This is a genomic window from Methyloligella halotolerans (assembly GCF_001708935.1).
GTDB classification, from domain to species: Bacteria; Pseudomonadota; Alphaproteobacteria; order Rhizobiales; family Methyloligellaceae; genus Methyloligella; species Methyloligella halotolerans.
In genome coordinates, this window is sequence record NZ_MASI01000003.1 from 37,501 (window position 1) to 51,559 (window position 14,059).

General features: G+C 63.5%; 13 protein-coding genes and 2 rRNA genes (1 of these 15 cut by a window edge). 12 read left to right on the plus strand and 3 right to left on the minus strand.

Translation table 11 applies throughout. The features are described 5' to 3' along the window. The 4 genes from A7A08_RS06585 to fae form a co-directional block, all read left to right on the plus strand. Positions 1-726, plus strand: a 23S ribosomal RNA gene (locus A7A08_RS06585); it begins 2,018 nt to the left of the window's first position. 156 nt (positions 727-882) lie between these two features. Next, positions 883-997, plus strand: a 5S ribosomal RNA gene (gene rrf / locus A7A08_RS06590). 199 nt (positions 998-1,196) lie between these two features. Beyond that, a complete protein-coding gene (locus A7A08_RS06595) occupies positions 1,197-2,477 on the plus strand; it encodes a DUF1963 domain-containing protein (protein WP_069094734.1) in 1,281 nt (426 codons plus the stop codon). A 119-nt stretch (positions 2,478-2,596) separates the two neighbouring features. Beyond that, positions 2,597-3,139 (plus strand): formaldehyde-activating enzyme, encoded by a 543-nt coding sequence (gene fae, locus A7A08_RS06600; RefSeq protein WP_069094735.1) that lies wholly within the window; start codon positions 2,597-2,599, stop codon positions 3,137-3,139. A gap of 74 nt (positions 3,140-3,213) precedes the next feature. On the opposite strand, the gene A7A08_RS06605 is transcribed toward fae, so the two are convergent. Beyond that, positions 3,214-3,969, minus strand: a complete 756-nt coding sequence (locus tag A7A08_RS06605) for a cell wall hydrolase (RefSeq protein WP_083226522.1) — start codon at positions 3,967-3,969, stop codon at positions 3,214-3,216. 125 nt (positions 3,970-4,094) lie between these two features. Between A7A08_RS06605 and A7A08_RS06610 the strand changes: the two genes are divergently transcribed. The 4 genes from A7A08_RS06610 to A7A08_RS06625 all read left to right on the plus strand — a co-directional run bounded on the left by A7A08_RS06610 (position 4,095) and on the right by A7A08_RS06625 (position 9,143). Beyond that, complete coding sequence (locus A7A08_RS06610) at positions 4,095-4,550, plus strand: NUDIX hydrolase (protein WP_069094737.1); 456 nt, start codon at positions 4,095-4,097, stop codon at positions 4,548-4,550. Positions 4,551-4,603: 53 nt separating this feature from the next. Continuing rightward, positions 4,604-5,680, plus strand: coding sequence for a potassium channel family protein (locus tag A7A08_RS06615; RefSeq protein ID WP_069095049.1), 1,077 nt, complete (start codon positions 4,604-4,606; stop codon positions 5,678-5,680). 114 nt (positions 5,681-5,794) lie between these two features. After that, on the plus strand, positions 5,795-7,147 hold the full coding sequence (locus A7A08_RS06620; protein WP_069094738.1) for a L,D-transpeptidase family protein: 1,353 nt from the start codon (positions 5,795-5,797) through the stop codon (positions 7,145-7,147). A 136-nt stretch (positions 7,148-7,283) separates the two neighbouring features. After that, on the plus strand, positions 7,284-9,143 hold the full coding sequence (locus A7A08_RS06625; protein WP_208430590.1) for a YbhB/YbcL family Raf kinase inhibitor-like protein: 1,860 nt from the start codon (positions 7,284-7,286) through the stop codon (positions 9,141-9,143). Here A7A08_RS06625 and A7A08_RS06630 read toward each other — a convergent pair. Together A7A08_RS06630 and A7A08_RS06635 are read right to left on the minus strand one after the other, a co-directional pair. After that, entirely contained in the window at positions 9,140-9,955 is an 816-nt protein-coding gene (locus A7A08_RS06630) for a phosphatase PAP2 family protein (RefSeq protein ID WP_069094739.1), read from the minus strand. The genes A7A08_RS06625 and A7A08_RS06630 overlap by 4 nt on opposite strands. A 32-nt stretch (positions 9,956-9,987) precedes the next feature. Continuing rightward, positions 9,988-11,478: an ArnT family glycosyltransferase gene (locus A7A08_RS06635; protein ID WP_083226523.1), complete on the minus strand. Its 1,491-nt coding sequence runs from the start codon at positions 11,476-11,478 to the stop codon at positions 9,988-9,990. A gap of 82 nt (positions 11,479-11,560) precedes the next feature. On the opposite strand from A7A08_RS06635, the gene A7A08_RS06640 reads away from it, so the two are divergent. From A7A08_RS06640 to A7A08_RS16180, 4 genes are all read left to right on the plus strand, one after another. Next, positions 11,561-12,316: a glycosyltransferase family 2 protein gene (locus A7A08_RS06640; protein ID WP_069094741.1), complete on the plus strand. Its 756-nt coding sequence runs from the start codon at positions 11,561-11,563 to the stop codon at positions 12,314-12,316. Between the two features lie 32 nt (positions 12,317-12,348). Then, the gene (locus tag A7A08_RS06645; protein ID WP_069094742.1) at positions 12,349-12,681 is read left to right on the plus strand and encodes a lipid-A-disaccharide synthase N-terminal domain-containing protein; all 333 of its coding nucleotides are present in this window, start codon (positions 12,349-12,351) and stop codon (positions 12,679-12,681) included. 6 nt (positions 12,682-12,687) lie between these two features. After that, positions 12,688-13,683 (plus strand): phosphatase PAP2 family protein, encoded by a 996-nt coding sequence (locus A7A08_RS06650; protein WP_069094743.1) that lies wholly within the window; start codon positions 12,688-12,690, stop codon positions 13,681-13,683. Between the two features lie 173 nt (positions 13,684-13,856). After that, the gene (locus tag A7A08_RS16180; RefSeq protein ID WP_169822945.1) at positions 13,857-14,024 is read left to right on the plus strand and encodes a hypothetical protein; all 168 of its coding nucleotides are present in this window, start codon (positions 13,857-13,859) and stop codon (positions 14,022-14,024) included. The last annotated feature ends 35 nt before the right edge of the window (positions 14,025-14,059 follow it).

The following is a 14,059-nucleotide window of genomic DNA, read 5'->3' on the forward strand; positions in this document are numbered from 1 at the left end:
AGCCTTGAAATACCACCCTTACGATCATGGATATCTAACCGCGGTCCGTAATCCGGATCCGAGACAGTGTATGGTGGGTAGTTTGACTGGGGCGGTCGCCTCCCAAAGAGTAACGGAGGCGCGCGAAGGTTGGCTCAAGCTGGTCGGAAATCAGCTGTCGAGTGCAAAGGCATAAGCCAGCCTGACTGCAAGACTGACGGGTCGAGCAGAGACGAAAGTCGGCCTTAGTGATCCGGTGGTCCCGCGTGGAAGGGCCATCGCTCAACGGATAAAAGGTACTCCGGGGATAACAGGCTGATGATGCCCAAGAGTCCATATCGACGGCATCGTTTGGCACCTCGATGTCGGCTCATCACATCCTGGGGCTGGAGCAGGTCCCAAGGGTTCGGCTGTTCGCCGATTAAAGTGGTACGTGAGCTGGGTTTAGAACGTCGTGAGACAGTTCGGTCCCTATCTGCCGTGGGTGTTGGAGATTTGAGAGGAGCTGTCCCTAGTACGAGAGGACCGGGATGGACGCACCTCTGGTGGACCTGTTGTCGCGCCAGCGGCACAGCAGGGTAGCTACGTGCGGACGGGATAACCGCTGAAGGCATCTAAGCGGGAAGCCCACCTCGAAACTAGATCTCCCTTGAGAGCCGTGGAAGACCACCACGTTGATAGGCTGGGTGTGGAAGTGCAGCAATGCATGAAGCTAACCAGTACTAATAGCTCGATCGGCTTGATTGCTTTCATTGTCAGTGCCCGTCTTTGGGGATGCGCTTAGCGCATCTTCTGGACGTGGCAGTCAGCGCTTCGCGTTTTTCAAAGACGCGAAGCGCGTAAGAGATCAGAGCCGGGCTCCCGCAAGGGAGCACCGGTCCCAGTAAAGCCAGTTCTTCGTTGGCTGGTGATTATTGCGGAGTGCCCCCACCCGTTCCCATCCCGAACACGGCCGTGAAACACTCCAGCGCCGATGGTACTAAGCCCTGAGGCTTGGGAGAGTAGGTCGTCGCCAGGCTTACAAAGAACTGGATTTGCTGCTCGCAAGAGCATTCATCGATCATCCCCTCTATCTTCACGATCTTTAGACAAGAACCGCCGTTGGCCTTCGCGCCGCCGGCGGTTTTTTTGTGCCCAATCGTCCCCAGTTTCGTTCACGGAAAAGCAATCTGATGGCGCGACCTTTGCCCCTGAAAACGGGGTCGAGGGAAACTGCCATGACGAGGAAATTGCCGCCCATTGTGGTCTCGCGGCGCGAGCGGACGATTGAAGGCCGCTGGCAAGGTGCAAGAAGCTGGTTCGGCGGTGTGCCGTGCCTAGGCGATCAGCCCTGGCCGACCTGTCCTCGGACCGGGAAGCCTCTCCCCTTCGCTGCCCAGCTCGATCTTGCGGAGCTCGCCCTGGCGAAGCGGATCTGGCCGTTGCCGCCCGGTGGATCCCTGGCCTTCTTTCTCGGAGCGGGCGCGGTCGTCCACGTTCCGGCCGATGCGCACCGCCGTCCCACGCGGACTCCGGAGGGCGTGACGCCTGCCTACGATCCTGCCGGCGGGCTCTTTCCCGAGCGTCCGTCGCACTGGGCGAAGCAAACCTTTCCCTACTGGCCCGTCGAGTTTACCGCATTAGAGACCGGCGACGTGCCTGGCGAGCTTCCGGACGATGCGGTCTACGCTCATATGGAGGCCGCGGTCAGCCGTCGTTTCGTGCGGCGGAACTACTTCTTTTCGGCGCGGAGCGCTTTCGAGGCGATCGGGGTGTCCGGGACACCGATGTGGTGGCATGGGGCGCAGCGCTATATCGAGAAGCTCAAGATCGCGCGGTTCCATTCGGTGGGGATCGCGAAGGCCCGGGTGGCTGGGCTTGAGGCTGCGCGGGCCGAAGCCATGCGGCTGGAGCCGAAGAAGATTTTCGGCCTGTTCGAACGCCGGGGGGAGCCGAGCGGGGCGTTTGCCGAGGCCCTGATTACCCTCGATCAGCACGAGGAGCAGTATGACGGCCTGCAGCGTCAGCTGACTGGGCTCGATCAGTTCATTGCAGCTGTGGAGTCGTTTGCGGGCGACAAGGATCCGTGGGCTCTGATGGCACCTGACGAAACGAAACAGTTCGCGACAATGTTCGAGCACGCGAAGCAGGCCTTCCCGGAACTCCTCCGTAACAGAATTCCTTACCGGATCGACGATCTCGCCACCGAAAGCCTTCTCGCCATGACGACTGGAGACGAGATGGCCTTCTCGGCCATGCCGCCCGCGATTCTTGATTTGATCAATCGGGACTACAGGCTCCCGACCCAAGGCTGGCATCAGGTGCTTGGGCTCGGCCTGAACATCCAGGGCAATGCGGCGGCCGAGAACGACAGCAAGCATATGCTTCTGCAGCTCGTCTATGACGACATGATGGGATGGCGGTTCGGCGATCTCGGCGCCTTCCAGTTCTGGATCTCGCCGCGCGATCTGGAGGCGGGGAATTGGGACGGCGCGACGCTGTCCTTCGAATCCTGCTGAACGCGGCAGGGGGCGGCAATTTCGCCGTGGCGGGTTGCGCCTGCGGTGCTGCCCGGCCATAGTCCGCCCGTCCTCGCGTCTTCAAAACTTTCCATCCAAATCAAAGGGAGAAGGACAGCATGGCTGAACGTATTGTGATGCGTGTCGGCGAAAGCCTGGTTGCGGGCCCGCCCATGACGGCGGCGGAGCCGGAAGTGGCGATCGGTGAAATGGACGGCCCCATGGGCACGGCCTTCGCCAGCCTGCTCGGCGATCAGGTCAAAGGGCATTCCCGTGTTCTGGCGTTGATGAACACGGATGTGATGGTCCGCCCGCCGACGATCTGCGTCAGCAAGGTGACGGTGAAGGACAGCCGCTATACGTCGATCCTCATGGGCACGGTGCAGTACGCCATTGCCCGCGGCGTGCTGGATAGCGTCGCCAACGGCGATATTCCGAAGGAGAAGGCCAACGATCTCGGCATCATCTGCTCGGTCTGGCTGAACCCGGGCATCGTCGATGTGAAGGATCTGGATCACCAGGCCCTGTTCGACGTGCACCGGAAGGCCACCGCCCAGGCCATCCACAAGGCCATGAAGAACGAGCCGTCCATCGATTGGCTCCTCGAAAATCAGGACAAGGTGGTCCACAAATATTTCGAGAAGGGCCTGAAGGGCGAGTAGCAGTCGCTACATCATCACGGAATACGAAGCCGCCGCGGGGGTCACCTCGCGGCGGTTTTTTTATGCCGTGGAGGCTACCAGCCGAAGGTCGATTTTTGGATGAAGGTGGTGTTGGGAGCGGCTTCGACCGGCTCTGCGAAGCTCGGTGCCATCTCTGAAGGGAGGGCCGACATGCTGGCCGCTACGGGTGTGACCGGCGGTTTGGGCGTTTCAGCCTCGGCGGTCTGGGTGACCGGCGCAGGGATCGGACTTTGCTTCGCTTCAGCGCCCGCCAGGGTGGTCGTCTGCGGTGCGGCCTCTTCGGCCTCAGCGACGGCCGTGGCCGGCGTCTCGAGCGGCGGAAGCTGGCGCCCGCCGCCCGGCCGCTTCTCGTAGAAGGCGTTGCCGCCGGCGACCGTTACGTAATGGACGTTCTTATAGGGGATGCGGATGCGGGCGGCATGGAAATACATCGCCTCGCCCACTTCCTTGGAGCGCTTGCCGGCGAGAACCTCTCCGGCGACCTTGTCGGCGGCGACCTTTTGGCCAGGATCCATCTCGCGCCGCAGCACGCCGTGAGCGAACTGGCGGCGCTGACCGACGACGCCGCAAATGGTGTTGGGATACTGATCGGACTTCACGCGGTTCATGACCACGGTGCCGACGGCGAGGAGGCCTTCTTCGCTGTTGCGCTGGGATTCGAAATACATGGCGCGGGTCAGGCAGTCACGCTCCTGGCCGGTCACTTCGATCCCGTCAACGCTGCCGAAATTGCCGGTGCAGCCCCCAAGCGAAAGCCCGGCTGTCCCCAGCACGCCGATCACGCACAGTCTGATTGCTTTGCGCCCCATTCCCCCTCGCGGCGTAAGCTGTCCCTCAGTTAACGAATTGCCCTCCGAATGTGTCAGCCTAGAGGCAGGATCGCGGCACAACGCGAAGGGGGCCGTTCGTCAGGCGGGCAGTCTATACTCATCCCATGACAAAGCGTAGCGCCGGAATCCTGATGCACCGCGGACGGGGAAAAGACCTCGAGGTCTTGCTGGTGCATCCGGGCGGGCCGTTCTGGGCCAAAAAAGATGCCGGGGCGTGGTCGATTCCGAAGGGCGAATTCGACGATGAAGACCCGCTCGTCTGCGCGATTCGCGAGTTCGAGGAGGAGCTGGGACGGCGGCCGGACGGGGAGTTCGCCGATCTTGGGGAGATCCGCCAGGCCGGCGGCAAGGTTGTCAGAGCCTTCGCCGTGGAGGGCGATTTCGATGCGGCGGGGTTCGTCTCCGATACATTCGAGATGGAATGGCCGCCGAGAAGCGGAAAGAGGCAATCTTTTCCGGAAATCGACCGGGCGGAATGGTTCGGCCTGGAAGAGGCGCGGATGCGAATCAACGCCTCCCAGGCCGACTTCCTGGATCGGCTCGCCCGCGCCTCGAAATAACGCATGCCAAATTTTCGCTTGTGAGACTGCGCCGTTGCTTGAAATCTATCGCGATGGACAAGCTAGACGTGTCTCCGGCCAAGAATATCGTCCGCATCGGGTTCTTCATCCTGGTGGTCTTCTTGGCTTCCACGGTCGGCTATATGGAGGCCGGCTGGGACTTCGAAGACGCGATCTACATGGTCGCCATCACCGTGTTCACCGTGGGCTACGGGGAGGTTCGCCCCATCGATACGGCCTACTTGCACGGGCTGACGATGGTCACCATGATCCTCGGTTGTACCGGGATGATCTTCTTCACCGGTGCGCTCGCCCAGTTCTTCACGGTGGCGCAGCTGCAGAAAGTTCTGGGGGTGAGGCGCGTGCAGACGGAAATCGAGAAGCTCAAGGACCACACCATCATCTGCGGCTTCGGCCGCATCGGGGTGGCCGTGGCGGTGGCCCTCTTCGACGGGGGCGTTCCCTTCCTGATCCTGGAGGAGAACGAGCGGCGGGTGGCGGACGCGCGGGAGGCCGGCTATCTCTGTCTGCAAGGCGACGCCACCAACGAGGTCGTGCTTGCGGCCGCGGGCATCACCCGCGCGCGAACCCTGGCGACGGTGCTGCCGAACGACGCGGCGAACGTGTTCATCACCTTGAGCGCGCGCAATCTCAACCCCTCCATCGAAATCGTCGCGCGGGGCGATGCGGTCTCAACGGAACGGAAGCTCCGTCATGCCGGGGCGAACAAGGTGGTGCTGCCCACCCATATCGGGGCTGAGCGCATCGCGGAGATCATTCTCTATCCCGAGACCGCGCGTTTCATCCGCGACTCCGAGAAGATGAAGGAGCTGGACCGCTCGTTGCGCAATCTCGGACTGGCGATGGAGGTGGTGGTTGCGCCCGAGAACGGGGCGCTGACGGGACTCACCATCGAGGAGGCGGAGCGGAGAGTGAACGGGCGCTTTTTCGTGGTGCAGCTCAACCGCGCACAGGGCGAGCCGATCACCCAGCCCGACAAGAGCCTGAAGATCGAGGCCGGCGACGGAGTCGTGATCGTCGGTCGGGGCGGGGATGCGATCGGGGCGGCATTTTCGACGCCCATCGAGAACATCCAGGCCGGCCGGATGCGGATCCAGCGGAGCGTCTAATCGCCACCCGCGGTGGCCCCTTAGAAGCCGATGTGCTTTACAAGGCCGTGCCGGGGACGATTGACGATTCGAACATGATCCGTACGGACCATTAAAGGGCACTCGATCTCTTCCATGTTTTCTGCGCATTTCCCGACCGGCGCCTTTCCGCGCCGGCTGCTTTCCTTCGCCTGGCCGGCCACTCTCATCGCCAGCTTCGCGCTCTCCGCGTCTGGGGCAATGGCTCCGGCGGCGGCCAACCCGTTCAGCAGCTTCTCCGATAGCGGGCCAATGACGGCCAAGGATCGCGAGCGGCTGCGCGAGGAGCGGGAGGCCATGGCCACGCGTTTTGCCCCCGCCTACGAGATGAAGGTGCCGTTCGTCAGCGAGGCGGCAATCCAATCCCTGCAGCAGGCGATCACGCGCTACCGCGCCATCGTGGCATCAGGCGGCTGGCCCAAGATCAGCCAGGAGAAGACCCTGCGGCCCGGCGATACGGACCGGAATGTGCTGACGCTGCGCAAGCATCTTGCGATCGAAGGCGACATACCCCGCGACAGCCGCAGCCCGAAATTCGATCAGAAGCTGGTCGAAGGCCTCGCCCGATTCCAGATCCGCAACGGGCTGAAGGTCACCGGCTTCGTGGACCGCCGCACGGCACGGGTGCTCAACGTCCCGGCGGAGGAGCGGCTGCGGCAGCTCGAAACCAATCTGGAGCGGGTGCAGGAGCTGATGAAGCTCAACAAGGCCAAGCGCTACGTGCTGGTGAACGTGCCGGGCTACACGCTGAATGCCGTCGAGGACGGAGGGCTCGCGCTCTCGAGCCGCGTGATCGTCGGCCGCCCGGACCGCGCCACGCCGCTGATCGACACGCGGATCGTGGAGGTGAATTTCTATCCCACCTGGCGGGTGCCGGATTCGGTGGCGCGCAAGGATCTGATTCCGACGATCCGGAAGGACCCGGCCTATTTCAACCGGGAGAACTTCAACGTGATGCCGGGCTGGGGCCGTGAGCCGCTCGATCCCGCCCAGGTGAACTGGTCGGCGGCGGATGTGACCAAGTACAAGTTCCGGCAGGATCCGGGGCCGAACAACGCGCTCGGCATCGTGCGGCTCAACATGCCGAATAAGCACGCGGTCTATATGCACGACACGCCGCTGAAGGATTTGTTCGGCCAGTCCACGCGGGCGTTTTCGTCCGGCTGCGTGCGCGTCCAGCGGGTGATCGATCTGGTGGCCTGGCTGGTCTCGGCGCAGAAAGGCTGGGATGCGGCGCGGGTGCATGAGGCCGCCCAGGCGGGCGAGAGCATCGACGTCCGCCTGCGGCCGGCGGTGCCGGTGCATTTCGTCTATCTCACCGCCTGGGCGCAGGGGAACGGCGCGGTACAATTCCGCCCCGATATCTACGGCCGGGATTCGGGCTTCGCCGAAGGCGAGGTCGACGACAATGCGGCGATCGCCGCCCAGCGCTCCGCCATCACGCCTTAAAGTTCCGGCGCTAAGGCACGTCCGACAAGGAACTTCGCTTCCCGCACACGGTTGCTAGGCAAACGGCGTCCGTCTCCGGCGCTTCCCCCCGCAGCCGTGGACGGCGGGCTTTTCCCGCCGTCAAAGGAGCAAGCTCGTGCCTCTTTTCCAGCATCCCCTGAAGACCGCCGCCCTGACGGCCTTGAGCGCCGCCTGGATTCTCGCGCCGGCCGTGCCCCCGGCCTCGGCTCAAGAGAAGATGACCGATGTCGAGGTGACCGGGCATATCGTGAAGCCGAAAGCCCTTCAGCCCACCGACAAGGATGTCGCCGGTCTGAAGCTGCCGGAGGGCTTCAAGCTGGAGACCTTTGCCACGGGGCTGATCAATCCGCGGGTGCTCGCGGTCTCCGAGGACGGGACCCTCTACGCCACGCGACGCTCGGTCGGCGACGTGATCATGATCCAGGACCGGGACGGCGACGGGAAGGCCGAGACCGTGAAGACGGTCGCCAGCCGGCCCAACATGCACGGCATCGCCTTCGACGGGGACACGGTCTACCTCGTCACCATCAAGGAGATCTACAAGGCTGAGGTAAAGGAGGACGGGACGTTCGGCGAGCTTACGCGGATCGTGGACGATCTTCCCGATGCGGGCCAGCATGCGGACCGCACCATCGCCGTCGGCCCGAACGACAAGCTCTATGTGAGCGTCGGCTCGACCTGCAATGCCTGCGACGAACGGAATCCGGAAAACGCAACGATGCTGCAAGTGGAGCCGGACGGCAGCTCTCGCACCATCTACGCCTCGGGTCTCCGGAATACGATCGGCTTCGCCTTCCAGCCGCGCAGCGGCGATCTTTATGGCTGGGATCACGGCATCGACTGGCTGGGCGACGACGAACAGCCGGAAGAGCTGAACCTGATCCAGAAGGGCAGGAAATACGGCTGGCCCTACATCTATGGAGATGGAGGCAAGAACCCCGCCGACGAGCCGCCCGGCGATCTCACCCATGAGGATTGGGCGAAGGCGAGCGAAGCGCCGGTGCTCACCAACACCGCCCACGCCGCGCCCATGGAGCTGGAGTTCTACGAGGGCAATCAATTCCCCGACGACTATCAGGGGGACGCCTTCGTCGCCATGCACGGTTCCTGGAACCGGAAGCCACCCTCCGGCTACGAGGTGCTTCGCGTGCATTTCGAGGACGGGAAGCCCACCAAGCTCGAGCCCTTCGTGACCGGCTTTCTCAAGGAGACATCAGACGGCTACGGCTATCTTGGCCGGCCCTTCGGCCTTGCGACCTCCAAGGACGGTGCGCTGTTCATTTCCGACGATGCGAACGGGGCGATCTACAAGGTGACGTTCCCGGAGGACGAGTCCGAGTTGGTGCAAGCCGGTAAACAGGTCGGCGAGGTGGTGGAGGACGTGCTGGACGTTGTGACGCCCGATACCGACGAAGAGACGGAGGAGACGATGGCGAATGACGATGAGAGCGGAGTGGTGACCGAGCGGACGAGCCCGAAAAACGGCGCCGATCTGGGGCTGACCACCCCGGCTTTCGGCGCAGAGGACGCGATTCCCCACAAGTTCTCCGCCTACGGTCAGAATATCTCGCCGGCCTTGCGTTGGACCAAGGGGCCAGAAGGGACGAAGTCCTATGCACTTCTTATCGAGGACCCGGATGCGCCCATGGAGAAGCCATTCGTTCATTGGGTGCTGTTCGACATTCCCCCCGGCGTGACGAGCTTGGAGGAAGGCCTGCCGGGCTCCGCGGCGCTGGAGCAGCCCGACGGCGCGCGCCAGGGCAATAACGGCATGGGATCGACGGGCTATTTCGGACCGAAGCCGCCGGACGAGAAGCCCCACCGCTACTATTTCCAGCTCTTCGCCCTCGACAAGATGCTGGATCTCGGGCCGGACGCCGATCGCGAGGCTCTGCTGGAGGCGATGAAGGGCCACATCCTAGCGCAGGACGTGCTGATGGGGACCTTCGAAAAGCCGGATAACGCCGGGGATTAGAGCATGAGACTGGCGGCGAGGCGTCCGGCGATCCGCTGGCCGCCGCCAAGCAGCTGCCGCCTTGCTTCTGCGACCTGGGCCGAAGCGGCGGTGACTCCCTGGTGAAGCAGGCAATGAAGCTTGCCGCCCTCGGCAAACGTCACCGGCGACATCTCGAAGACCAGAGCGAAGGCGCCCCGGACGGCGAGGCCCATGAACACGCCGGCAAAGATCACATCGCTGAGGAAATGACTGCCGCTGGCGATGCGCAGGAGGCCGGCGAGGGTTCCGATTGCGAGGCCCGCGATGAATATCTCGCGCCGCCGGCGGCGGATCAGGAATGCGAAGGCGAAGAAGACCGCGTAGATGGATGACGCCTCGCCCGACACGAAGGAGCAATTGCGGGCGCATTGATCGGAATGCTTCAAGGCCGGCGTGAATTTCTGCGGGCCTCCGAACTGCTCGACGTAGAAGGGCCGGGCGCGGCCCCAATTGTCCTTGAAGATCACGTTGGCGATCAGGCCGGGACCGATGAAAAGGGTCAGCACCACCGCGAGCCAGTGCGGGAAGCCGAAACCGAAGAGCTTCCGCCCGGTCGCGACGCTGAGCCCCAGGCCGAACAGGGCCACGAGGACGGCGAACAGGAACAGCAGGCGGAAGCTCTGGCGCATCACATTGCCGAGCAGGGATGGGTCTGCAAGGAAGTGGCGCTTACCGAAATAGAAAAGATCGGCGACCGCGAGGTCGAGATCCGGAAAGCCGACGAAAACGACTGCGGCGGCCAGACCGGCGAGACAGGTCAGCGTGAAGAAACTCGGGCTTTCGATACGCAACTTGCCAATCTCCCAGCCTTTGGCGTCTGCTTTCAGCCTCCCTTAAAGCCGGTGATTGAAGTCAGGATGACAGTGCGGCTGGTCTTGGGGCCTGCGGCAATTTTCTCCACACCCACGGGCTCGACGGTGGAAAAATGCCGCGTGATCCGGTTGCGCGGCTCGCGGAGCGTCACGAGAAGGACCGGCGCCTCGGTGCCTTTGGTGAAGGGGCGAGTGAGCTGGTAATGGTCCCGCGGTTGCCCGTCGTTCGGCCAGGCCAGGATCGGAACGCCGCTATCGCGCAGGTAATAGAGCAGCTCCGCCGTTATGGCGCGATCGTCGGTGACGATGGCGCCGTAATCCCCGTCTTTCAGAGCACCCCGCACGACCTCCGCAGTTTGTCGCCACCCCATGGTCCGGGCGAAGGGATCTCCGCCGCCGGGAAGCGTCAGGCGGTCGGCGAAGGCCGGCGCCACGGCGAGGACGATGAGGGAGACGACGTTTACCGCCACGGTCGCCGCAAAGATCGTGTCCCGCTGCAGCCGGAGCATCATGGCGGTGACGAGAATGGTGGCCGCGGGATAGGTCGCCGCCGCCCAGTTGGCGTGGGCGCGCGACAGGAAGGCGATGACCGTCACGAGGATCAGCACGGGCAGCGAGAAGGCGAGGAGATAGCGGTCTTCTGGAGAGCCGCCGCGTCTTACCGTCCTGACCGCGATCACAATCAGCATCGGGAAGACAAACGGTCCGAAAACGCCGAGTTGGGCGATCAGGAATTCCAGCATGTTTCCCGGGTGGAAGAGCGAGCCCCCAAGTTTCGCATTGTCGGCTGTGTGGGCGAAGGTGACGAGGCCGTTATCGAGGTTCCAGATCAGGTTCGGGACCAGGATCAGAACCGGGAGCGCCAGCAACGCGAGGCCCTTCATATCCCGCAGGAGCCAGCGTCCGGCCGGACTCACCGCGAGCCAGATGCCGGCGCAGAGGTAGAAATAGAGCATGGCGTATTTCGCCAGTGCGCCCAGGCCGATGGCGAGACCCAAGAGAAGCGCCCAGCGCCATCGCCGTTCCGCCTGCAGCTTCACGCCGAAATAGAGCGCCGCCGACCAGCAGAAGAGCAGCGGGACGTCGGTGGAGACGATGTTGGCGGAGAAGGAGATGCCCGGCAGGGTGGCGAAGATGACGGCGGACCAGAAACCGGTTCGCGAGTCATAGAGGGCTCGTCCGGCCAGAAAAAGAAAGATGGCGGAGCCGGCGTGGAAGAACGGGACCGAGATGCGGACGCAGGCTTCGCCGTCGCCGCAGACGGAGGTGGTGGCCCAGATGATCCAGGCGATGAGCGGCGGCTTGGAGAAGTAGCCGAAGCTCGGATCCTGGGCCCAGCTCCAATACTGCGCCTCGTCGAAATAGAGGTCGGTTTGGGAGAACCCCAGGGCGATCAGCCGTACGAGGGTGATGAGCGAGAGGACCAGGAGAAGGGGTGTCGTCCACCTGTCGCCCTGCTCCTGTGGGTTCGTCGCGCCAAGTCGATCCACGGGCTGTAACATCTTCCATCCAATTGCTAAGGAACCGTCACCGGCGCATGTTAGCCGATCCGCTTCTGACGGTGCTGCATCATTAGGGAGACAGATGCGTATAAGCGTTGTGCTGCCGGCCCATAACGAGGCCGGCAATATCGGGCGACTCGTAGAAGAGACCTATGCGGTCCTTCCGCGCTCCCTGCTGCATGAGGTGATCGTCGTAGACGATTGCAGCGAGGACGGGACACGGGACGAGGTGCTGGCGCTGCGGCCCAGCTACAGGTCGCTCCGCTATCTGCGTCATGGATCGCGGGCCGGGCAGAGCGCCGCGCTCCGCACGGGGATTCTGGCCGCCGCGTCGCCTGTGATCGCCATGATGGATGGCGATGCGCAAAACGATCCGGCGGACATTCCCAACCTGGTGGCCAAGCTCGGCGAGCCAGGCTCGGACGGGCCGGCGCTGGTCGGCGGTCTGCGGGCGGATCGCAAGGACACCGGCTCCAAGCGCCTGGCGTCGCGGGCGGCGAACTGGATCCGCGATGCCGTCCTGAAGGACGACTGTCCGGATACGGGGTGTGGAATAAAGGTCTATTGGCGGCAGGCGTTTATGCGGCTGCCGTTCTTCACGACCATGCACCGTTATCTGCCTGTCTTGTTTCTCACCTACGGCTACCGCGTGGAGTATGTTCCCGTGAACGATCGTCCCCGGGTGGCTGGGAAATCGAAATATAGTAATCTCGGCCGGGCGCTTATAGGAGTTTACGACCTGCTCGGCGTGACATGGCTTCGCCGCCGCACGGCGGTGCCGCCGGTCGCTGAAGACAGCGGGGCGGAACGCCTGGTCTCGGAGCGTGAGACCGCCTGAGGCGGAAGGATCTTCATGGACGGAGGAGCGAAGTGAGCGCAGCAGTTGCTTCTGGGACGTTGCTCGGAAACGCCACGCGGGCGGAGGTGATTTGGCTCGTCGTGGGCTTCGCCGCCCAGATGATGTTCGCCATGCGGTTTCTCATCCAGTGGGTCTATACCGAGCGGGCGCGGGAAAGCGTCGTGCCGGAAGCCTTCTGGTATTTCAGCCTGGTCGGCGGGCTGATGCTGCTCACCTATGCGGTCTATCGGGGCGATCCGGTCTTCATCCTCGGTCAGGCCATGGGCCTCGTGGTCTATTCCCGCAATCTCTATTTCATCTGGACGCGCAAGGCGGAACTCCGCTCGGCCTCGCCGGAAAAATAGGCCGCCATGGGGGACCGGACGATGCAGGGGCGTAATGGCGAAAGCCAGCTCAGCGGAGTCCGGCAGGCCATCGGGGCGATGCCCCTTCGGGACAAGGCGATCATCGCCGGTTCGCTGATCGCCTTCGGGATGTTCTTCCTCGATCCGCTGGTGCTTCGCTGGGCGCGTGAGCTCGACCCCAATGTGCGACACATCTTCTGGACCATCACCGATGTCGGGAAATCCGGCTGGGTGCTGATCGTGAGCGGCACGGCGGTGCTCGCCTTCGTTGCGCTGGGCTATCGGGCGACCCATCGGCGCCTGCGGATCGGGCGCCTCTATGCCGGCCAGATCGCCGCCTTCATCTTCCTCTCCATCGCGACGACCGGTTTGTTCGCGGCGTTCTGCAAGCTGGCGATCGGGCGGGCGCGGCCGAGGCTCTACGATCAGGTCGGCTCGTTCCATTTCTCACCCTTCGCGTTCGACGCCAACGTCGCCTCCTTTCCTTCCGGCCATGCCACGACGACGTTCGCGCTCGCGACGGCCCTCGCCGTGCTGTGGCCGCGCTACGCGGTGCCGCTGTTCACGGCGGCGGCCTGGATCGCGGCCAGCCGCTTCCTCATGGGCGCCCATTACGTCTCCGACGTGGTGGCCGGTGCCCTGGCTGGCACGGTGGGTACGCTTCTGATCCGCCGGATGCTGTGCACCCGGCGGTCCATCTTTCAGGACGCCGGAGACGGGCCCTGTCTTCGAGGAAAGCGGATCGCGAGCCGGTTCCAGGCACGGCCGTCTCTGCTGCCGGTGACCATGCCGGGATTGTCCGGATGGCTGGACCGGGTGGCGCCGGAGCGCACGCCTCTCTCCAGCGAACGCGAGGATGGGGCAATCGGTCCCAATCCCCCACCGGCCGAGTCCTCCGGGCCGGATGACCGGGGACGGGGGCTTTCTCGCCGGGAGACTTCTTTTCCGCCATTTGCCGCCAATCTCGGGCCGGAAAATCCATCCGAGAGCGCTTCCAGATAATCGCATCGGTTACGGTCGCTCCGGTCGCAACCAGACGCGACCTCCCGCCGCGCGCGACATCAGGGCACAAGACGTCTGCTTCGGCATGAGTCTAAACAGGCGCTCGAGGGTGCCCCAGAGGCCGGGCGCGCTCCTGTCTGGACGGATGAAAGCGGCGGGAGACAACGATCGGAATGATCAAATTGACCAAGTTCCGAGTCATAGAAATCAGCGCGGCGGTCGTGCTTACATTAGCGGCTTTGGTGATTCTCGGCTGGCAGGCCTGGGCCAATCACAAGACGAAGCCGCTTTCTCTTGCGAACAGCAAGAGCGAAGCCAGCATAGCCGAATCCCAGCATTAGATACCGGGTAAGCGCGTTCTTTCGCCGAGGCCGAT

What these genes read in the sequence shown, in the direction of transcription:
- A7A08_RS06595 (WP_069094734.1), top strand. Translation starts at nt 1,197, where the DNA reads ATGACGAGGAAATTGCCGCCCATTGTGGTCTCGCGGCGCGAGCGGACG.
- fae (WP_069094735.1), top strand. Translation starts at nt 2,597, where the DNA reads ATGGCTGAACGTATTGTGATGCGTGTCGGCGAAAGCCTGGTTGCGGGC.
- A7A08_RS06605 (WP_083226522.1), bottom strand. Translation starts at nt 3,969, where the DNA reads ATGGGGCGCAAAGCAATCAGACTGTGCGTGATCGGCGTGCTGGGGACA.
- A7A08_RS06610 (WP_069094737.1), top strand. Translation starts at nt 4,095, where the DNA reads ATGACAAAGCGTAGCGCCGGAATCCTGATGCACCGCGGACGGGGAAAA.
- A7A08_RS06615 (WP_069095049.1), top strand. Translation starts at nt 4,604, where the DNA reads ATGGACAAGCTAGACGTGTCTCCGGCCAAGAATATCGTCCGCATCGGG.
- A7A08_RS06620 (WP_069094738.1), top strand. Translation starts at nt 5,795, where the DNA reads ATGTTTTCTGCGCATTTCCCGACCGGCGCCTTTCCGCGCCGGCTGCTT.
- A7A08_RS06635 (WP_083226523.1), bottom strand. Translation starts at nt 11,478, where the DNA reads ATGTTACAGCCCGTGGATCGACTTGGCGCGACGAACCCACAGGAGCAG.
- A7A08_RS06640 (WP_069094741.1), top strand. Translation starts at nt 11,561, where the DNA reads ATGCGTATAAGCGTTGTGCTGCCGGCCCATAACGAGGCCGGCAATATC.
- A7A08_RS06650 (WP_069094743.1), top strand. Translation starts at nt 12,688, where the DNA reads ATGGGGGACCGGACGATGCAGGGGCGTAATGGCGAAAGCCAGCTCAGC.
- A7A08_RS16180 (WP_169822945.1), top strand. Translation starts at nt 13,857, where the DNA reads ATGATCAAATTGACCAAGTTCCGAGTCATAGAAATCAGCGCGGCGGTC.